The following is a 15,129-nucleotide window of genomic DNA, read 5'->3' as shown; positions in this document are numbered from 1 at the left end:
CCCGCCGTGCCGGCCTTGCCGCAACGGGCCCGCCGCACCGACCTCGCTGCCGCGGCTTGCCGCCGCGCGGGTTGCGGCGGGCCGATCTAGTATGATGGGCGCATCATGTCTCGAAAACCCTTACTCGATCCGCGTCGCGTGCGCGAGGAAATCGCCCTGGCCGCGGCTCGCCTGATCGCCGAAGATGGGCTCGATTACGCGGGCGCCAAGCGCAAGGCCGCGCGCCAGCTGATCGGCGATACGCGGATTGCGGGCGAATGGCTGCCGGATAACGACCAGATCGAGGCGGAACTGCACGAATACCTGGCGCTGTTCCAGTCGGACACGCAGCCGGCCGAGCTGCTGCGCCTGCGCGAGATCGCGCTTGCCTGGATGGCACGGCTCGCGCAATTCAATCCGTATGTCACGGGCGCCGTGCTGAATGGCACCGCGAACGCACACTCGGACATCCATCTGCAGACCTTCTCCGACAGCCAGAAGGACGTGGCGATCTATCTGCTGAACGAGAACATCCAGTACGACGTATCCGAGACCCGCCACTTCGCGGGGCGCGGCGAAGTCGAGACGCTGAGCTTCCTGTGGCGCGAGCGCCGCGCCGCGGAGCCCGTCGGCCTGCATGTCTCACTGTATACAAGCGACGACCTGCGCGGCGCGGTCCGGGCCGACGCGCGCGGCCGGCTCGCGCGGGCCGACGCGAACGCGCTGCGCGCGCTGCTCGGCGGCGCCGGCACTCCTTTGAACGCGGAATTGAACGGATGATGAATACCAAACGAATCCTGGCGGGCGCCGCGGTCGCGGCGATCGCCATCGTCGGCGGCTTTGCCGCCGGTCACTGGGTGCGCGGCGGCTCGCTCGAGAACACGGCCGAGGCCGCGCCCGCGAAAGGCAACGCGGTCGACATGCTGTGGGCCGCGCCGATGACCGACGCCGACGGCAAACCGCAAGTGCTGACCGCTTTCAAGGGCCAGAAGGTCGTCGTCAATTTCTGGGCCTCGTGGTGCGGCCCGTGCGTCGAGGAAATGCCGGAACTCGTGCGCCTGTCGCACGAATACCGCAAGAAGGGCATCCGTTTCATCGGGATCGGGGTCGATTCCGAGAAGAACGTGAAGGCCTTCCTGCAGAAGGTGAAGGTCGACTACCCGGTGTTCGTCAGCGGCTACGCGGGCGCGGACCTCGCCCGCCAGTTCGGCAACAGCGCGGGCGCGCTGCCCTTCACGGTCGTCATCGACGAAACCGGCAAGGTTCGTGAGACAAAATTGGGGCAAATTCAGCCGGATGCCCTGAAACGCACGCTCGACGCGCTCTGATCGCGTGAATTTTGGTTCTGCGCGTTATGCGCAGAACCAGCCTGATTGACATCAAAATCAATGCAGTTAGCTGATTGTTAAATCGCGAAACGATGCGCCACGCTGGTCGCGCGCCGCGGACCATTCGGCAAAACTAGACAAATTTCTCTAATCAGCGCTAAAGTTCGCGCAATTCCGCAGAAAAAGAAGCGACCATGACACGATTGCTGGTGCTGCACGGCCCCAACCTGAACCTTCTCGGCACCCGGGAACCGGAGGTGTACGGCCGCGTGACGCTTGCGCAGATCGATCAGGCGCTGACCGAGCGGGCGCAGCAGGCCGGCGCCGAACTGGCGTCGTTCCAGAGCAATCATGAAGGCGCGCTCGTGGATCGGATCCAGGCGGCCCGGAATGAGCAGACCGACTTCATCCTGATCAATCCGGCCGCGTACACGCACACGAGCATCGCGATCCGCGACGCGCTCGCGGGCGTCGGGATACCGTTCGTGGAAGTGCATCTGTCGAACGTGCACCGTCGCGAACCGTTCCGGCAACACTCCTATTTGTCAGATCTCGCCGACGGCGTGATCTGCGGCCTCGGCTGGCGCGGTTACCTCTACGCGCTCGACTACGCGCTCGACAAGCTGCAAGGCGCGTCGCGCGGCTGATTGATCAAGAACTCGATTCAACGCCGGTTCAAACCGGCGTTTCACGTATTGAAAAGGGGAACTCCCGATGGATCTTCGTAAGCTGAAAACTCTGATCGACCTCGTCTCCGAATCCGGCATCTCCGAGCTGGAAGTCACCGAAGGCGAAGGCAAGGTGCGCATCGTCAAGAACGCGCCGCCGGTCTATGTCCAGCAATCGAGCGGTTTCGCCCCGCAAGTCAGCATGGCCCCGGCCGCCGCGCCTCTCGCCGCCGAAGCCGGCGCACCGGCCGCGGCCGGCGCGGCCCCCGCGGCCAGCGCGCCGCAGGGCCACGTGGTCACCTCGCCGATGGTCGGCACCTTCTACCGCGCACCGTCGCCGGGCGCCGATCCGTTCGCCCAGATCGGCGACACCGTGAAGGAAGGCCAGACCCTCTGCATCATCGAAGCGATGAAGCTGCTCAACGAGATCGAATCGGACAAGGCAGGCGTCATCAAGGAAATCCTCGTCGACAACGGCCAGGCGGTCGAGTACGGCCAGCCGCTGTTCGTGATCGGCTGACGAGCCGTCGTGCGAACAGCCTCGCGGACCGCCGCGCGCCCTCGCGCTGCGCGACGCCGATCCTCTTAAGGCGCGCCTCGCGCGCGCCCCTTGAAGAGACGAATACTCGTTATGTTTGAAAAAATCCTCATTGCCAATCGCGGCGAAATCGCACTGCGCATCCAGCGCGCGTGCCGCGAGCTGGGCGTCAAGACGGTCGTCGTCTATTCGGAAGCCGACAAGGAAGCGAAATACGTGCGGCTCGCCGACGAAGCCGTCTGTATCGGCCCGGCGCCGTCGAACCTCAGCTACCTGAACATGCCGGCGCTGATCAGCGCGGCCGAAGTCACCGATGCCGAGGCGATCCACCCGGGCTACGGCTTCCTGTCCGAGAACGCCGACTTCGCCGAGCGCGTCGAGCAATCGGGCTTCACCTTCATCGGGCCGCGTCCCGACACGATCCGCATGATGGGTGACAAGGTCACCGCGAAGCAGACCATGATGCGCACCGGCGTGCCCTGCGTGCCGGGTTCGGACGGCGCGTTGCCGGACGATCCGAAGGAGATCGTGAAAATTGCGCGTGCGGTCGGCTATCCCGTCATCATCAAGGCGGCGGGCGGCGGCGGCGGGCGCGGGATGCGCGTCGTGCACACCGAGGCCGCGCTCGTGAATGCGGTCAACATGACCCGCGAGGAAGCCGGCCGTGCGTTCGGCAATCCACAGGTCTATATGGAGAAGTTCCTCGAGAATCCGCGCCACATCGAAATCCAGGTGCTCTCGGATTCGCACAAGAACGCCGTCTGGCTCGGCGAGCGCGACTGCTCGATGCAGCGCCGCCACCAGAAGGTGATCGAGGAAGCGCCGGCGCCCGGCATCGCGCGCCGCCTGATCGACCGGATCGGCGATCGCTGCGCGGACGCCTGCAAGAAGATGGGCTACCTCGGCGCGGGCACCTTCGAGTTCCTGTACGAGAACAACGAGTTCTACTTCATCGAGATGAACACGCGCGTGCAGGTCGAGCACCCGGTGACGGAGCTGATCACCGGCGTCGATATCGTGCAGGAACAGATCCGCATCGCGGCCGGCGAGAAGCTCGGCTTCCGCCAGCGCGACATCCAGTTCCGCGGTCACGCGATCGAGTGCCGGATCAACGCGGAAGATCCGTTCAAGTTCACGCCGTCGCCGGGCCGGATCACGTCGTGGCATACGCCGGGCGGCCCCGGGATCCGCGTCGATTCGCACGCGTACAACGGCTATTTCGTGCCGCCGAACTATGATTCGATGATCGGCAAGCTGATCTCCTACGGCGCGACCCGCGACCAGGCGATCCAGCGCATGCGCATCGCGCTGTCGGAAATGGTGGTCGAAGGCATCCTGACCAACATCCCGCTGCACCGCGAGCTGATGCTCGACGCGAAGTTCGTCGAGGGCGGCACCAGCATCCACTACCTCGAAAACCGTCTGGCGGAACGCCAGCAGGTCGCACGGGACGAAGCGTAAGCCATGAGCTATCGGGAACTCGTCGTCGAACTCGCGCGCGAGCACGCGGAAGCCCTGTCGGACGCGCTGCTCGACCTCGGCGCGCTGTCGGTGTCCGTCGAGGACGCCGACGCGGACACGCCGGACGAGCAGCCGCTCTTCGGCGAGCCCGGCCTCACGCCCGAACGCACCGCATGGCAGCGTTCGCGCGTGGTCGCGCTGCTCGATGCGCAGCGCGAGCCGGCGGTGCTGCTCGCCGCCGCCGCCAATGCGCTGGGGCTGGCGGATACGCCCGCCTTCAGCGTGCGCGAAGTCGCGGAGCAGGATTGGGTGCGGCTCACCCAGTCGCAATTCGAGCCGATCCCCATCGGCGAGCGGATCTGGGTGGTGCCGTCGTGGCACGCGGCGCCGGATCCCGACGCGCTCGTACTCGAACTCGATCCGGGCCTGGCTTTCGGCACGGGCAGCCATCCGACCACGCGGCTCTGCATGGAATGGCTCGAGCAGACGGTGCGGCCCGGCCAGTCGGTGCTCGACTACGGCTGCGGCTCGGGGATCCTCGCGATTCTCGCGCGCAAATGCGGCGCGCAGCCGGTGACCGGCATCGACATCGACCCGCAGGCCGTCGAATCGGCGCGCCAGAACAGCGCGCGCAACCACGCCGACGTGACCTACGGGCTGCCGGACGATTGCCCGGCGGGAGAATTCGACATCGTGGTGGCGAACATCCTGTCGAACCCGCTCAAGCTGATGGCGTCGATGCTCGCGTCGAAGGTGAAACCGGGCGGGCGCCTCGCGCTGTCGGGCGTGCTGGCGCGCCAGGCGGAGGAAGTCGCGAGCGTCTATGCGCGCTATATCGACATTGCCGTGTGGCGCGAACACGAAGGTTGGGTCTGTCTGGCCGGAACGCGACGCGAAAGCCATTAGAATAAGCGCTGTCTTTCACTCAGGCCCAGCTGGCCGCCCGGCTACCCATGCTCCTCGCGACGCGCTGTCCTCATTGTGAAACCGTCTTCCGGCTGCGGCAGGATCACCTGACGCTGCACGGCGGGCTCGTGCGCTGCGGCCAATGCCAGCAGGTATTCGACGCGGCCAGTTCGCTCGTCGAGCCCGGGCCGCTGCTCGACGCCGCCGCGCGCGCGGCGGACAGCCCGGCCGCGCCGATCCCGTCGTCCACCCCGTCGCCGATCGCGCACGAGGTCGCGCTGCCGCGCGATGCGCCGCGGCCGGCCGGGTCGCCCTCCGCCGAGGGCGCCGCCGCCGACGACGCGACAGGCCGCCACTCGCCTGCCTCGGAACCGCCCACGCACGTTGCGCCTGCTGCGCCGGCCGAAACGCACGATAACGCCACGCCCGCGCACGATCCGGCCGCGACACGCACCGCCGCCGATGAGATCGAGACGCCCGCCGGTATCGCGGCAACGCACGACGAGATCGCCGCGCCGGTTGCCGATGCGCCCGTAGCAACCGCACACGCTCACGATTCGGCCACGGCAAAGTCCGCCTTCGATGAAGCGTCCGCGCCCGACATCGCGGCAACGCACGACGAGATTCCCGCGCCCGTTGCCGATGCGCCCGTAGCAATCGCACACGCTCACGATTCGGCCACGGCAAAGTCCGCCTCCGATGAAGCGGCCGCGCCCGACATCGCGGCAACGCACGACGAGATTCCCGCGCCCGTTGCCGATGCGCCCGTAGCAACCGCACACGCTCACGATTCGGCCACGGCACGATCCGCCTTCGATGAAGCGTCCGCGCCCGGCGTCGAAGCAGCGCGCGGCGAGATCGCTGCGGCAACCGACACGCCTGCGGCACACACACCCGACGCCGACGCATCGCCCGAGACGCCGACGCCACATGACACCCTGGCCGTCGAGCATACGGCGGCGTCCGACGTCCCGCCCGCCACGCAACACCCGCTCGCGCCCGACGCAGCGCCGCCGGCCGAACACGAACCAACGCATGCTGCGCGGCCTGCCGTGCCCCCCGTGGTCATCCCGAATCACACGTTCGCGACGACCGAGTCGACCGCCTCGCCCACTCACGAGCAGGATTTCGCGCCCGGCGCGTGGGACATGTGGGCGCCCTGGCTCGACGGCGGCATCGACCCGGCCCTCCAGCACAGCGGCGCGAACGTCAGCACCACGCCGCTCGTGCCGCTTGCGCTGCCGGACCGCAGCGGCCCCGGCGCCGACGGCGCGAGCGCCGTTGCACGCTTCTCCGGCGCGCCGGTGCCGCTCGTCGCCGAACCGGCACACGCCGAACCCGATCCGCTTCCGGCCGCGGCCGGACGGCAGCGTTCCTCCGAATCGGCCCCGCCTGCGGCTGGGCACGACGCCTCGCCCGCCGCGCTGGAACCGACCCTCGCGGCCGGCGCCGCTGCAATGGTCACGCCCGACGGCGATCGCGATCACCGCGAGCCGCACTTCACGTCGCCGCCGGAGGTTCCGTTCGCAACCGCGCCCGCCGACGATGCGCGCGAACACTTCGCGATGACGCGCGAGACCCGCGCGCCGCAGCGTCGCGGCGGCTTCCTGCGGGTGCTGGGCGGCTTCGTGATCGGGCTGGCGCTGACGCTCGCGCTGCTGCTGATCGTGCAGCTCGCGTGGTGGCAGCGTGAAAAGGCGATGGTCTACTGGCCGACCAGCCAGACGCTGTTCGCGCGGGCCTGCGCGACGCTCGGCTGCCACGTCGCGCCGCCGCGCGCGATCGACGGGCTGCGGCTCGACGCGTCCGACCTGCGCCAGCTCGACGGGCCGCACGTGCTGGAGCTGAAGGTGCCGCTCACCAATCATTATTCGGTCGCGCTCGCCTATCCCGCGATCGAACTGACGCTGCTCGACGAGGCCAACCGCGTGGCGGTGCGCCGCGTACTCGCGCCGCGTGATTATGTCCGCCCCGGCGCGTCGGTCGACGCGGGCATTCCGGCCGGCGCGACGCAGACCATGGTCGTCCGGATCGAGACGGGTGACGTCACCGCCTCGAATTTCCGCGTCCAGATCTTTTATCCGTAAAACGGCGCGCCTTCGCGCGCCAGCCTTCAACCCGTGCGTCACGTCGACGCATCATTCCGGAGCACGAACATGAGCAAAGTCACGCTGGGTGGCAACCCGATCGAGATCGCCGGCACCTTCCCGACCGTCGGTTCACAAGCCCCCGATTTCAAGCTGGTCGGCAAGGATCTCGCCGACCTGTCGCTCGCCAGCTTCGCGGGCAAGCGCAAGGTGCTGAACATCGTGCCGAGCCTGGACACGCCGACCTGCGCCACCTCGACCCGCAAGTTCAACGAAGCGGCGAGCAAGCTCGCGAACACGGTGGTGATCGTGGTGTCGGGCGACCTGCCGTTCGCGGCCACCCGCTTCTGCACGACCGAAGGCCTCGCGAACGTCGTCACCGCGTCGACCTTCCGCGCCGGCCGGGCCTTCGCCGGCGCCTACGGCGTCGACGTGACGAGCGGCCCGCTCAATGGGCTGACCGCGCGCGCCGTGGTGGTGCTCGACGAGCACGACAAGGTCGCGCACGCTGAACTCGTGGGCGAGATCAAGGACGAGCCGAACTACGAGGCTGCGCTCGCCGCACTGAACTGACCCCCATCCACTCCGAGCGACCGCCGTACGCCGCGCATCCGTGCGCGGCGTACGCGCATCCGGGCCGACAAAAAACTACTGATATCTAAGGACGCTATCTTGGCTACGCTTATCTGCGGTTCGATCGCCTACGACAGCATCATGACGTTCGAAGGGCGCTTTCGGGAGCACATCCTGCCCGACCAGGTGCACATGATCAACCTGAGCTTCCTCGTGCCGACGATGCGGCGCGAATTCGGCGGCTGCGCGGGCAACATCGGCTACGCGCTGCACCTGCTGGGCGGCGACGCGCGCATCATGGGCACGCTCGGCGCGGTCGACGCGCAGCCCTACCTCGATCGCCTCGACCAGCTCGGCATGTCGAAGGAACACGTGCGCGTACTGCCCGAGATGCACTCGGCGCAGGCGATGATCACGACCGACCTCGACAACAACCAGCTCGCCGCATTCCACCCGGGCGCGATGATGCAGTCCCACCTGAACCATGCGGGCGAGGCGAAGGACATCAAGCTCGCGATCGTCGGCCCGGACGGGTTCCAGGGCATGGTCCAGCACACCGAGGAACTCGCGGCTGCCGGCGTGCCGTTCATCTTCGATCCGGGCCAGGGCCTGCCGCTGTTCGACGGTGCTACATTGCGCCGCAGCATTGAACTTGCGTCTTACGTTGCTGTCAACGATTACGAAGCCAAGCTGGTGAGCGACAAAACGGGTTGGTCCGAAGACGAAATCGCCGGCCGGGTTCAGGCCCTCATCATCACGCGCGGCGAGCACGGCGCGACCATCCGCCTCAAGGGCGGCGACGAGCAGATTCCGGTCGTTCCGGCCGAGCGCATCGTCGATCCGACCGGATGCGGCGACGCCTTCCGCGGTGGTCTGCTGTACGGCATCGAGCACGGGCTGGACTGGGCGACCACCGGCCGCCTCGCCAGCCTGATGGGCTCACTCAAGATCGCGGCCCAAGGGCCGCAAACCTATGCACCGAGCCGCGCGGAAATCAACGCTCGCTTTGAAACCGCGTTCGGTTACAGTCTCAAATGAACTGAAAGAGTTGGAGAGCACGACACATGTTGAACAAGAAAACCCTGACGCTCGCGGCCATGCTGGTCGCATCGGTAACGCTGACCGGCTGCTTCACCCCGCCGGGGTCGGCCGACGTCTATAGCGTCGGCCAGGCGCAGCGCGAACAAACCGTGCGCCTCGGCACGGTCGAAAGCGTGCGCGCGGTGAAGATCGAAGGCGAAGGCGGCGGCGCGGCGATCGGCACGCTCGGCGGCGGCGCGCTCGGCGCGGTGGCCGGCAGCGCGATCGGCGGCGGCAAGGGCTCGATCCTGACCGCGATCGCGGGCGGCCTCGCCGGCGCAGTCGCGGGCAATGCGCTCGGCCAGGGTTTGAGCAATGCCAACGGTGTCGAAATCACGGTGCGTCTCGACAACGGCGACCTGCGCTCGATCACGCAAGCGGCGACGGCGGAAGTATTCCGCGCGGGCGAACGCGTGCGACTGCTGTCGAGCGGCGGCGTGACCCGCGTCACGCACTGAGCGGACTGACCTCAGCACGCGGCGCGAGCCGCGATCCGACGCATGCGCGTAACTCGCGCATGCGTTTTTTTATGCCTGCGCGCGAAGCGCGCCCGCCTGCGCGCAGGCATAAAAAATCCCGCCGACGGCACGCCGTGGCGGGATTTCGGTTTGAGTAGGCCTACTCAATCCGCGGACACGCTATATAGATAGCAGCGTCCGACAGGACAGCGATTACGGACGGCTGCCGGTCGGGAACGGCCATGCAGCAGCCGGGTTCAGCGCGGTCTTCACGCCCGATGCCGGTGCGACCGATGCCGTCGACGCCGTCGTTGCCGGCGCAGCCTTCTTCACGACAGCCTTCTTCGGAGCGGCAGCCTTCTTCGCGGGCGCAGCCTTCTTCGCGGCGGGAGCGGCCTTCTTCGCAGCAGGCGCAGCCTTCTTCGCGGGCGCAGCCTTCTTGGCTGCAACCTTCTTCGCTGCCGCCTTCTTGGCCGGCGCTGCCTTCTTCGCGGCAACCTTCTTCACCGCGACCTTCTTGGCTGCAACCTTCTTCGCCGCCGCCTTCTTGGCCGGCGCTGCCTTCTTCGCGGCAACCTTCTTCACCGCGACCTTCTTGGCTGCAACCTTCTTCGCCGCCGCCTTCTTGGCCGGCGCTGCCTTCTTCGCGGCAACCTTCTTCACCGCGACCTTCTTGGCTGCAACCTTCTTCGCCGCCGCCTTCTTGGCCGGCGCTGCCTTCTTCGCAGCAACCTTCTTCACCGCGACCTTCTTGGCTGCAACCTTCTTCACCGCAACCTTCTTCACGGCGACCTTCTTAGCGGCGACCTTCTTTGCCGGTGCTGCCTTCTTTGCCACAACCTTCTTTGCCGCTGCCTTCTTGGCAACCGGTTTCTTCTTGGCGAGTGCCATCATGTTCTCCTTCAGGTTCAGATGAGAGTCAGTTCAAACTACACCCTTCGTCAAAACCCGCTTCCCGCGGACGTTTATCAGGACGTGCGCTACGAAGCGGGCTATTCATCGGCGTACGCAGGTGCTGCGCGCTTACGCTAATGAATACGGTATGGCGCGCCGTGCTCAACGGCACGGAGCGCCAAATCAAGTCGGCGGCCGGCGCGTGTCGCGCCGCCGCCCCTAATCGCTTGATCAAGCCGGGGGCCACGTGGCAGCCGGCTTTTTCCGGAGGGAAGTTTGCCCATCCCACTGAAGGGTTCGCAAAGTGCCTATCATGTTTGTGGGCCGTTAAGGCACCGGGCATGCTTTGCATCAGGCGTTCTTGCTCCTAAAACCTTGTGCCGGGCAAGTCGCCCGGCCTGTTCATCGTCGTGACTCGACAGCGCCGCAGGGTTATTCCCAGGACAGGGCGCCACCCGTCTGATACTCGATCACACGCGTTTCGAAGAAGTTGCGTTCCTTCTTCAGGTCGATCATCTCGCTCATCCACGGGAACGGGTTTTCCTCGTTCGGGTACAGCGGATCGAGGCCGATCTGCTGACACCGGCGATTGCAGATGAAGCGCAGGTAGCCCTTGAACATCGATGCATTCAGGCCCAGCACGCCGCGCGGCATCGTGTCCTCCGCGTAGCGATACTCGAGATCGACCGCCTGCTTGAACAGTTCGCGGATCTCCGTACGGAACTCGGGGGTCCACAGGTGCGGATTCTCCAGCTTGATCTGGTTGATCAGGTCGATGCCGAAGTTGCAGTGCATCGACTCGTCGCGCAGGATGTACTGGTACTGCTCGGCGGCGCCCGTCATCTTGTTCTGGCGGCCGAGCGCGAGAATCTGGGTGAAGCCGACGTAGAAGAACAGCCCTTCCATGATGCACGCGAACACGATCAGCGACTTCAGCAGCTTCTGGTCGGCGTCGAGCGTGCCGGTCTTGAAGGCCGGGTCGGTCAGCGTATGGATGAACGGAATCAGGAACTCGTCCTTCGCGCGGATCGACGCCACTTCGTGATACGCGTTGAAGATCTCGCCTTCATCGAGGCCGAGCGATTCGACAATATATTGGTACGCGTGCGTGTGGATCGCCTCTTCGAACGCCTGGCGCAGCAGGAACTGCCGGCACTCGGGCGCCGTGATGTGGCGGTAGGTGCCCAGCACGATGTTGTTCGCGGCCAGCGAGTCGGCGGTCACGAAGAAACCGAGGTTGCGCTTGACGACCCGGCGCTCGTCCTCGGTAAGGCCGTTCGGATCCTTCCACAGCGCGATGTCGCGGGACATGTTGATTTCCTGCGGCATCCAGTGGTTCGCACAGCCCGCCAGGTATTTTTCCCACGCCCACTTGTACTTGAACGGCACCAGCTGATTGACATCGGTCTGGCCGTTGATGATGCGCTTGTCGGCGACATTGACGCGCGTCTCGCTGCCCGCAGGGGCATCCGCCGGGAGATCCGGCGCGACGGCGAAATCACCCGCGAAAATATCGCGGACCGACGAAGCCTGATGAACGGCAGACCCTTCGGCCTGCATTCCGACGGCCTCTCCTGCGGAACTGCGCATCGCGTTTTGCTGTGCGCCGGTCGCGGGAGTCGCGGCAGTCTTCTCGTCATCCCAATTGAGCATAAATTCTCACCATCGATTTAGATCGGTTTGTACCATCTTTTCCCGAGCGATAAAAGGGTTCGCTCACGAAAAATCCTTTTTTCGATTCGCGTTGCGACCTCGATACAACACTTTGAGCAACGCATCGTCGTTCATGAAGCGCGCGGCATGCGCCGCATCTGTGTCGCGAGGTGCGCTCGACGCATCGAACGCGGATCGAAACGCGACGTCGTCGGGGAAGTTTCGATCGCTTCTTGTGGTCGTCTGCAACGCAGGCGTGCGTTACAGAATCCTTATCATTTTTTTAGTCGAGCGCGGCGCGCACTTCAACCTCGATCGGTTGCCGGCGCGCGCCGCGTGATGCTCAGTTCAGGCGCGCCGTGTTACTGGCAAGCCTCGCACTCGTCGAAGCCCGCGTCGCCCGGACGCATCGTGCACACCGGACCGTCGGCCTCGAGCGGCGCCGCGTTCAGCGCACCCGAACCGGCGTCGCCGCCCGCTGCACCGAAGCCGCCCGCCGCGCCCTGCGCACCGCCCGCCGAGCCGCCGCCCGTGGGCACCGCGTTCAGCGCGCCGTGCGCGACCGTCGACTTCTCGACGTGCGTCGCCGCCATCGTGCGCAGATAGTAGGTGGTCTTCAGGCCGCGCAGCCACGCCAGCTTGTAGACCTCGTCGAGCTTCTTGCCCGATGCGCCCGCCATGTAGATGTTGAGCGACTGCGCCTGGTCGATCCACTTCTGACGGCGCGACGCCGCCTCGACCAGCCACTTCGGGTCGACTTCGAACGCGGTCGCGTAGATCGCGCGCAGGTCGGCCGGCACCCGGTCGATGCGCGACAGCATGCCGTCGAAGTACTTGAGGTCGGCGACCATCACCTCGTCCCACAGGCCGCGCTCCTTCAGGTCGCGCACCAGGTACTCGTTAACCACCGTGAACTCGCCCGACAGGTTCGACTTCACGTACAGGTTCTGGAAGGTCGGCTCGATGCACGCCGACACGCCGATGATGTTCGAGATCGTCGCGGTCGGGGCGATCGCGACGCAGTTCGAGTTGCGCATCCCGTGCGCGCCGATCCGGCCGCGCAGCGTCGACCAGTCGAGCGACGCGCTGGTATCGACCTCGACGTAGCCGCCGCGTGCTTCCGCGAGCAGCTTCAGGGTGTCCTGCGGCAGGATCCCGCGGTCCCACAGCGAGCCCTGGTAGCTCGAGTAGCGGCCGCGCTCTTCCGCGAGTTCAGTCGATGCGTAATACGCGTAGTAGCAAACCGCTTCCATCGAGCGATCGGCGAACTCGACCGCCGCCTCCGACGCGTACGGCGTGCGCAGCAGGTGCAGGCAGTCCTGGAAGCCCATGATGCCGAGACCGACCGGACGGTGCTTCAGGTTCGAGTTGCGCGCCTTCTCGACCGCGTAGTAATTGATGTCGATGACGTTGTCGAGCATCCGCATCGCCACGCTGACGGTGCGCTTGAGCTTGGCGTGGTCGAGCGCGTAGCTGCCGTCGGCCTGCTTGACCAGGTGGGCGACCAGGTTCACCGAGCCCAGGTTGCAGACCGCGATTTCGCTGTCGCTCGTGTTCAGCGTGATTTCCGTGCACAGGTTCGACGAGTGGACGACGCCGACGTGCTGTTGCGGCGAACGCACATTGCACGGATCCTTGAACGTGACCCACGGGTGGCCGGTCTCGAACAGCATGCCGAGCATCTTGCGCCACAGCTGCTGCGCCGGGATCTTCTTGAACAGCTTGATCTCGCCGCGCGCGACCTTGTCCTCGTAAGCCGTGTAGGCCGCCTCGAACTCGGCGCCGAACTTGTCGTGCAGGTCCGGGCAGGTCGACGGCGAGAACAGCGTCCAGTCGGTGCCTTCCATCACGCGCTTCATGAACAGGTCGGGAATCCAGTTCGCCGTGTTCATGTCGTGGGTGCGGCGGCGGTCGTCGCCGGTGTTCTTGCGCAGCTCCAGGAATTCCTCGATATCGAGGTGCCAGGATTCCAGGTACGCGCACACCGCGCCCTTGCGCTTGCCGCCCTGGTTCACCGCGACCGCCGTGTCGTTGACGACCTTCAGGAACGGCACCACGCCCTGCGACTTGCCGTTCGTGCCCTTGATGTGCGAGCCGAGCGCGCGCACCCGGGTCCAGTCGTTGCCGAGACCGCCCGCGAACTTCGACAGCAGCGCGTTTTCCTTGAGCGCTTCATAGATTCCGTCGAGGTCGTCCGCGACCGTCGTCAGGTAGCACGACGACAGCTGCGAGCGGCGCGTGCCGGAATTGAACAGCGTCGGCGTGGAGCTCATGAAGTCGAAGCTCGACAGCACGTTGTAAAACTCGATCGCGCGCGCCTCACGGTCGGCTTCGTTGAGCGCGAGGCCCATCGCGACGCGCATGAAGAATGCCTGCGGCATCTCGATGCGGGTGCCGTCGACGTGCAGGAAGTAGCGGTCGTACAGGGTTTGCAGGCCGAGGTAGCCGAACTGCAGGTCGCGGCCCGCGTCGAGCGCGGCGCCCAGGCGCGCCAGGTCGAAGGTGAGCAGCTTGTCGTCGAGCAGCTCGGCCTCGACGCCGCGCGTCAGGAACTGCGGGAAATACTCGGCGTAGCGCGTCTGCATCTGCGCCTGGGTCACTTCCCCGCCGAGGATTTCGCGGCGGATCGTGTGCAGCAGGATGCGGGACGTGACCTGGCTGTACGCCGGGTCCTTCTCGATCATCGTGCGCGCGGCCAGGATCGCCGAGTCGTAGACCTGCGTCATCGGCACGCCGTCGTACAGGTTCTTCACCGTCTCCTCGACGATCGGCGCCGGGTTGACCGCACTGCCGAGGCCCTCGCAGGCCGACACGATCAGCGCGCGCAGCGCGTTCAGGTCGAGCGGACGCGAAACGCCGTTGTCGATCACGTTGAGGCCGCTCGACGTATCCGGGGCGGGCGCCTCGGCGACGTGGCTGCGCTCGAGGTGGCGCTTCTCGCGGTACAGCACGTATGCGCGGGCGACGTTGTGCTCGCCGGTGCGCATCAGCGCCAGCTCGACCTGATCCTGAATGTCTTCAATATGGAACGTGCCGCCCGTCGGGCGGCTGCGCACGAGCGCGCGCACCACGTTCTGCGTCAGTTGTTCGACCAGTTCGCGCACCCGCGCCGACGCCGCACCTTGCCCGCCATTGACGGCCAGGAACGCCTTCGTCACCGCGATCGCGATCTTCGACGGTTCGAAGGACACCACGCTGCCATTGCGGCGGATCACCTTGTAGTCGACGAGGGTCGCCTGCGGCGCGAGCGCCTGCGCGCCCTGTGCGGTCCCGCCGAGAGGGCCGCCGGATGCGCTCTCGAATTGGGACGTCGCGTTGTCGGTGGTTTGCATGTGCAAAGCTCCTGGTGAAGATGATGCGGGAGGTACCGCGGATTAACACGAACGCCGCGCCAGGGATGGCGCGGACAATTGGATACGGGAAAAGCGGCGGGGTTGGGTGGACCGCTGCGACACAATCGATTCGACACGGTGCTGCTTCACGTCGCGCCCCCTGCTGCTCTTC

The 15,129-nt window shown here is 66.1% G+C and carries 15 protein-coding genes; 11 read left to right on the top strand and 4 right to left on the bottom strand.

What is annotated here, in order from left to right; genetic code table 11:
* Window positions 1-105 precede the first annotated feature (105 nt).
* The 10 genes from Bsp3421_RS32575 to Bsp3421_RS32525 all read left to right on the top strand — a co-directional run bounded on the left by Bsp3421_RS32575 (window position 106) and on the right by Bsp3421_RS32525 (window position 9,078).
* Window positions 106-759, top strand: coding sequence for a UDP-N-acetylmuramate--alanine ligase (locus Bsp3421_RS32575; protein ID WP_274001081.1), 654 nt, complete (start codon window positions 106-108; stop codon window positions 757-759).
* Entirely contained in the window at window positions 759-1,307 is a 549-nt protein-coding gene (locus Bsp3421_RS32570; protein WP_274001080.1) for a TlpA family protein disulfide reductase, read from the top strand. The genes Bsp3421_RS32575 and Bsp3421_RS32570 overlap by 1 nt, the downstream gene beginning before the upstream one ends.
* 194 nt (window positions 1,308-1,501) lie before the next feature.
* Complete coding sequence (gene aroQ / locus Bsp3421_RS32565; protein WP_274001079.1) at window positions 1,502-1,954, top strand: type II 3-dehydroquinate dehydratase; 453 nt, start codon at window positions 1,502-1,504, stop codon at window positions 1,952-1,954.
* A 67-nt stretch (window positions 1,955-2,021) separates the two neighbouring features.
* On the top strand, window positions 2,022-2,495 hold the full coding sequence (accB, locus tag Bsp3421_RS32560; RefSeq protein ID WP_274001078.1) for an acetyl-CoA carboxylase biotin carboxyl carrier protein: 474 nt from the start codon (window positions 2,022-2,024) through the stop codon (window positions 2,493-2,495).
* Window positions 2,496-2,606: 111 nt separating this feature from the next.
* A complete protein-coding gene (gene accC, locus Bsp3421_RS32555) occupies window positions 2,607-3,974 on the top strand; it encodes an acetyl-CoA carboxylase biotin carboxylase subunit (RefSeq protein ID WP_274001077.1) in 1,368 nt (455 codons plus the stop codon).
* Window positions 3,975-3,977: 3 nt separating this feature from the next.
* Window positions 3,978-4,880, top strand: coding sequence for a 50S ribosomal protein L11 methyltransferase (gene prmA / locus Bsp3421_RS32550; protein WP_274001076.1), 903 nt, complete (start codon window positions 3,978-3,980; stop codon window positions 4,878-4,880).
* Window positions 4,881-4,927: 47 nt separating this feature from the next.
* Window positions 4,928-6,967 (top strand): DUF3426 domain-containing protein, encoded by a 2,040-nt coding sequence (locus Bsp3421_RS34545; protein ID WP_443111552.1) that lies wholly within the window; start codon window positions 4,928-4,930, stop codon window positions 6,965-6,967.
* A gap of 69 nt (window positions 6,968-7,036) precedes the next feature.
* The gene (gene tpx / locus Bsp3421_RS32535; protein ID WP_274001075.1) at window positions 7,037-7,540 is read left to right on the top strand and encodes a thiol peroxidase; all 504 of its coding nucleotides are present in this window, start codon (window positions 7,037-7,039) and stop codon (window positions 7,538-7,540) included.
* A 99-nt stretch (window positions 7,541-7,639) separates the two neighbouring features.
* Window positions 7,640-8,578: a carbohydrate kinase family protein gene (locus Bsp3421_RS32530; protein ID WP_274001074.1), complete on the top strand. Its 939-nt coding sequence runs from the start codon at window positions 7,640-7,642 to the stop codon at window positions 8,576-8,578.
* A gap of 26 nt (window positions 8,579-8,604) precedes the next feature.
* Window positions 8,605-9,078, top strand: coding sequence for a glycine zipper 2TM domain-containing protein (locus Bsp3421_RS32525; protein ID WP_274001073.1), 474 nt, complete (start codon window positions 8,605-8,607; stop codon window positions 9,076-9,078).
* Window positions 9,079-9,291: 213 nt separating this feature from the next.
* Here Bsp3421_RS32525 and Bsp3421_RS32520 read toward each other — a convergent pair whose 3' ends face one another.
* The 3 genes from Bsp3421_RS32520 to Bsp3421_RS32510 all read right to left on the bottom strand — a co-directional run bounded on the left by Bsp3421_RS32520 (window position 9,292) and on the right by Bsp3421_RS32510 (window position 11,625).
* Window positions 9,292-9,969, bottom strand: a complete 678-nt coding sequence (locus Bsp3421_RS32520; RefSeq protein ID WP_274001072.1) for a histone H1-like DNA-binding protein — start codon at window positions 9,967-9,969, stop codon at window positions 9,292-9,294.
* 28 nt (window positions 9,970-9,997) lie between these two features.
* Entirely contained in the window at window positions 9,998-10,324 is a 327-nt protein-coding gene (locus Bsp3421_RS32515; RefSeq protein WP_274001071.1) for a hypothetical protein, read from the bottom strand.
* Between the two features lie 80 nt (window positions 10,325-10,404).
* Entirely contained in the window at window positions 10,405-11,625 is a 1,221-nt protein-coding gene (locus Bsp3421_RS32510; protein WP_274001070.1) for a ribonucleotide-diphosphate reductase subunit beta, read from the bottom strand.
* 112 nt (window positions 11,626-11,737) lie between these two features.
* Between Bsp3421_RS32510 and Bsp3421_RS32505 the strand changes: the two genes are divergently transcribed.
* Complete coding sequence (locus tag Bsp3421_RS32505) at window positions 11,738-11,965, top strand: hypothetical protein (RefSeq protein ID WP_274001069.1); 228 nt, start codon at window positions 11,738-11,740, stop codon at window positions 11,963-11,965.
* Between the two features lie 22 nt (window positions 11,966-11,987).
* On the opposite strand, the gene Bsp3421_RS32500 is transcribed toward Bsp3421_RS32505, so the two are convergent.
* Window positions 11,988-14,957 carry a ribonucleoside-diphosphate reductase subunit alpha gene (locus tag Bsp3421_RS32500; protein ID WP_274001068.1) on the bottom strand — a complete coding sequence of 990 codons (2,970 nt, stop codon included), beginning with the start codon at window positions 14,955-14,957 and terminating at the stop codon, window positions 11,988-11,990.
* Window positions 14,958-15,129 lie beyond the last annotated feature (172 nt).

This window comes from Burkholderia sp. FERM BP-3421, from assembly GCF_028657905.1.
In the GTDB taxonomy this organism is placed as follows: Bacteria; Pseudomonadota; Gammaproteobacteria; order Burkholderiales; family Burkholderiaceae; genus Burkholderia.
This window is presented reverse-complemented; position numbering and strand designations above follow the sequence as displayed.

Excerpts from the sequence above, each read along its gene's own strand:
- Bsp3421_RS32575 (WP_274001081.1), top strand. The coding sequence starts at position 106 with ATGTCTCGAAAACCCTTACTCGATCCGCGTCGCGTGCGCGAGGAAATC.
- Bsp3421_RS32570 (WP_274001080.1), top strand. The coding sequence starts at position 759 with ATGAATACCAAACGAATCCTGGCGGGCGCCGCGGTCGCGGCGATCGCC.
- aroQ (WP_274001079.1), top strand. The coding sequence starts at position 1,502 with ATGACACGATTGCTGGTGCTGCACGGCCCCAACCTGAACCTTCTCGGC.
- accB (WP_274001078.1), top strand. The coding sequence starts at position 2,022 with ATGGATCTTCGTAAGCTGAAAACTCTGATCGACCTCGTCTCCGAATCC.
- accC (WP_274001077.1), top strand. The coding sequence starts at position 2,607 with ATGTTTGAAAAAATCCTCATTGCCAATCGCGGCGAAATCGCACTGCGC.
- prmA (WP_274001076.1), top strand. The coding sequence starts at position 3,978 with ATGAGCTATCGGGAACTCGTCGTCGAACTCGCGCGCGAGCACGCGGAA.
- Bsp3421_RS34545 (WP_443111552.1), top strand. The coding sequence starts at position 4,928 with ATGCTCCTCGCGACGCGCTGTCCTCATTGTGAAACCGTCTTCCGGCTG.
- tpx (WP_274001075.1), top strand. The coding sequence starts at position 7,037 with ATGAGCAAAGTCACGCTGGGTGGCAACCCGATCGAGATCGCCGGCACC.
- Bsp3421_RS32525 (WP_274001073.1), top strand. The coding sequence starts at position 8,605 with ATGTTGAACAAGAAAACCCTGACGCTCGCGGCCATGCTGGTCGCATCG.
- Bsp3421_RS32520 (WP_274001072.1), bottom strand. The coding sequence starts at position 9,969 with ATGGCACTCGCCAAGAAGAAACCGGTTGCCAAGAAGGCAGCGGCAAAG.
- Bsp3421_RS32515 (WP_274001071.1), bottom strand. The coding sequence starts at position 10,324 with ATGCAAAGCATGCCCGGTGCCTTAACGGCCCACAAACATGATAGGCAC.
- Bsp3421_RS32510 (WP_274001070.1), bottom strand. The coding sequence starts at position 11,625 with ATGCTCAATTGGGATGACGAGAAGACTGCCGCGACTCCCGCGACCGGC.
- Bsp3421_RS32500 (WP_274001068.1), bottom strand. The coding sequence starts at position 14,957 with ATGCAAACCACCGACAACGCGACGTCCCAATTCGAGAGCGCATCCGGC.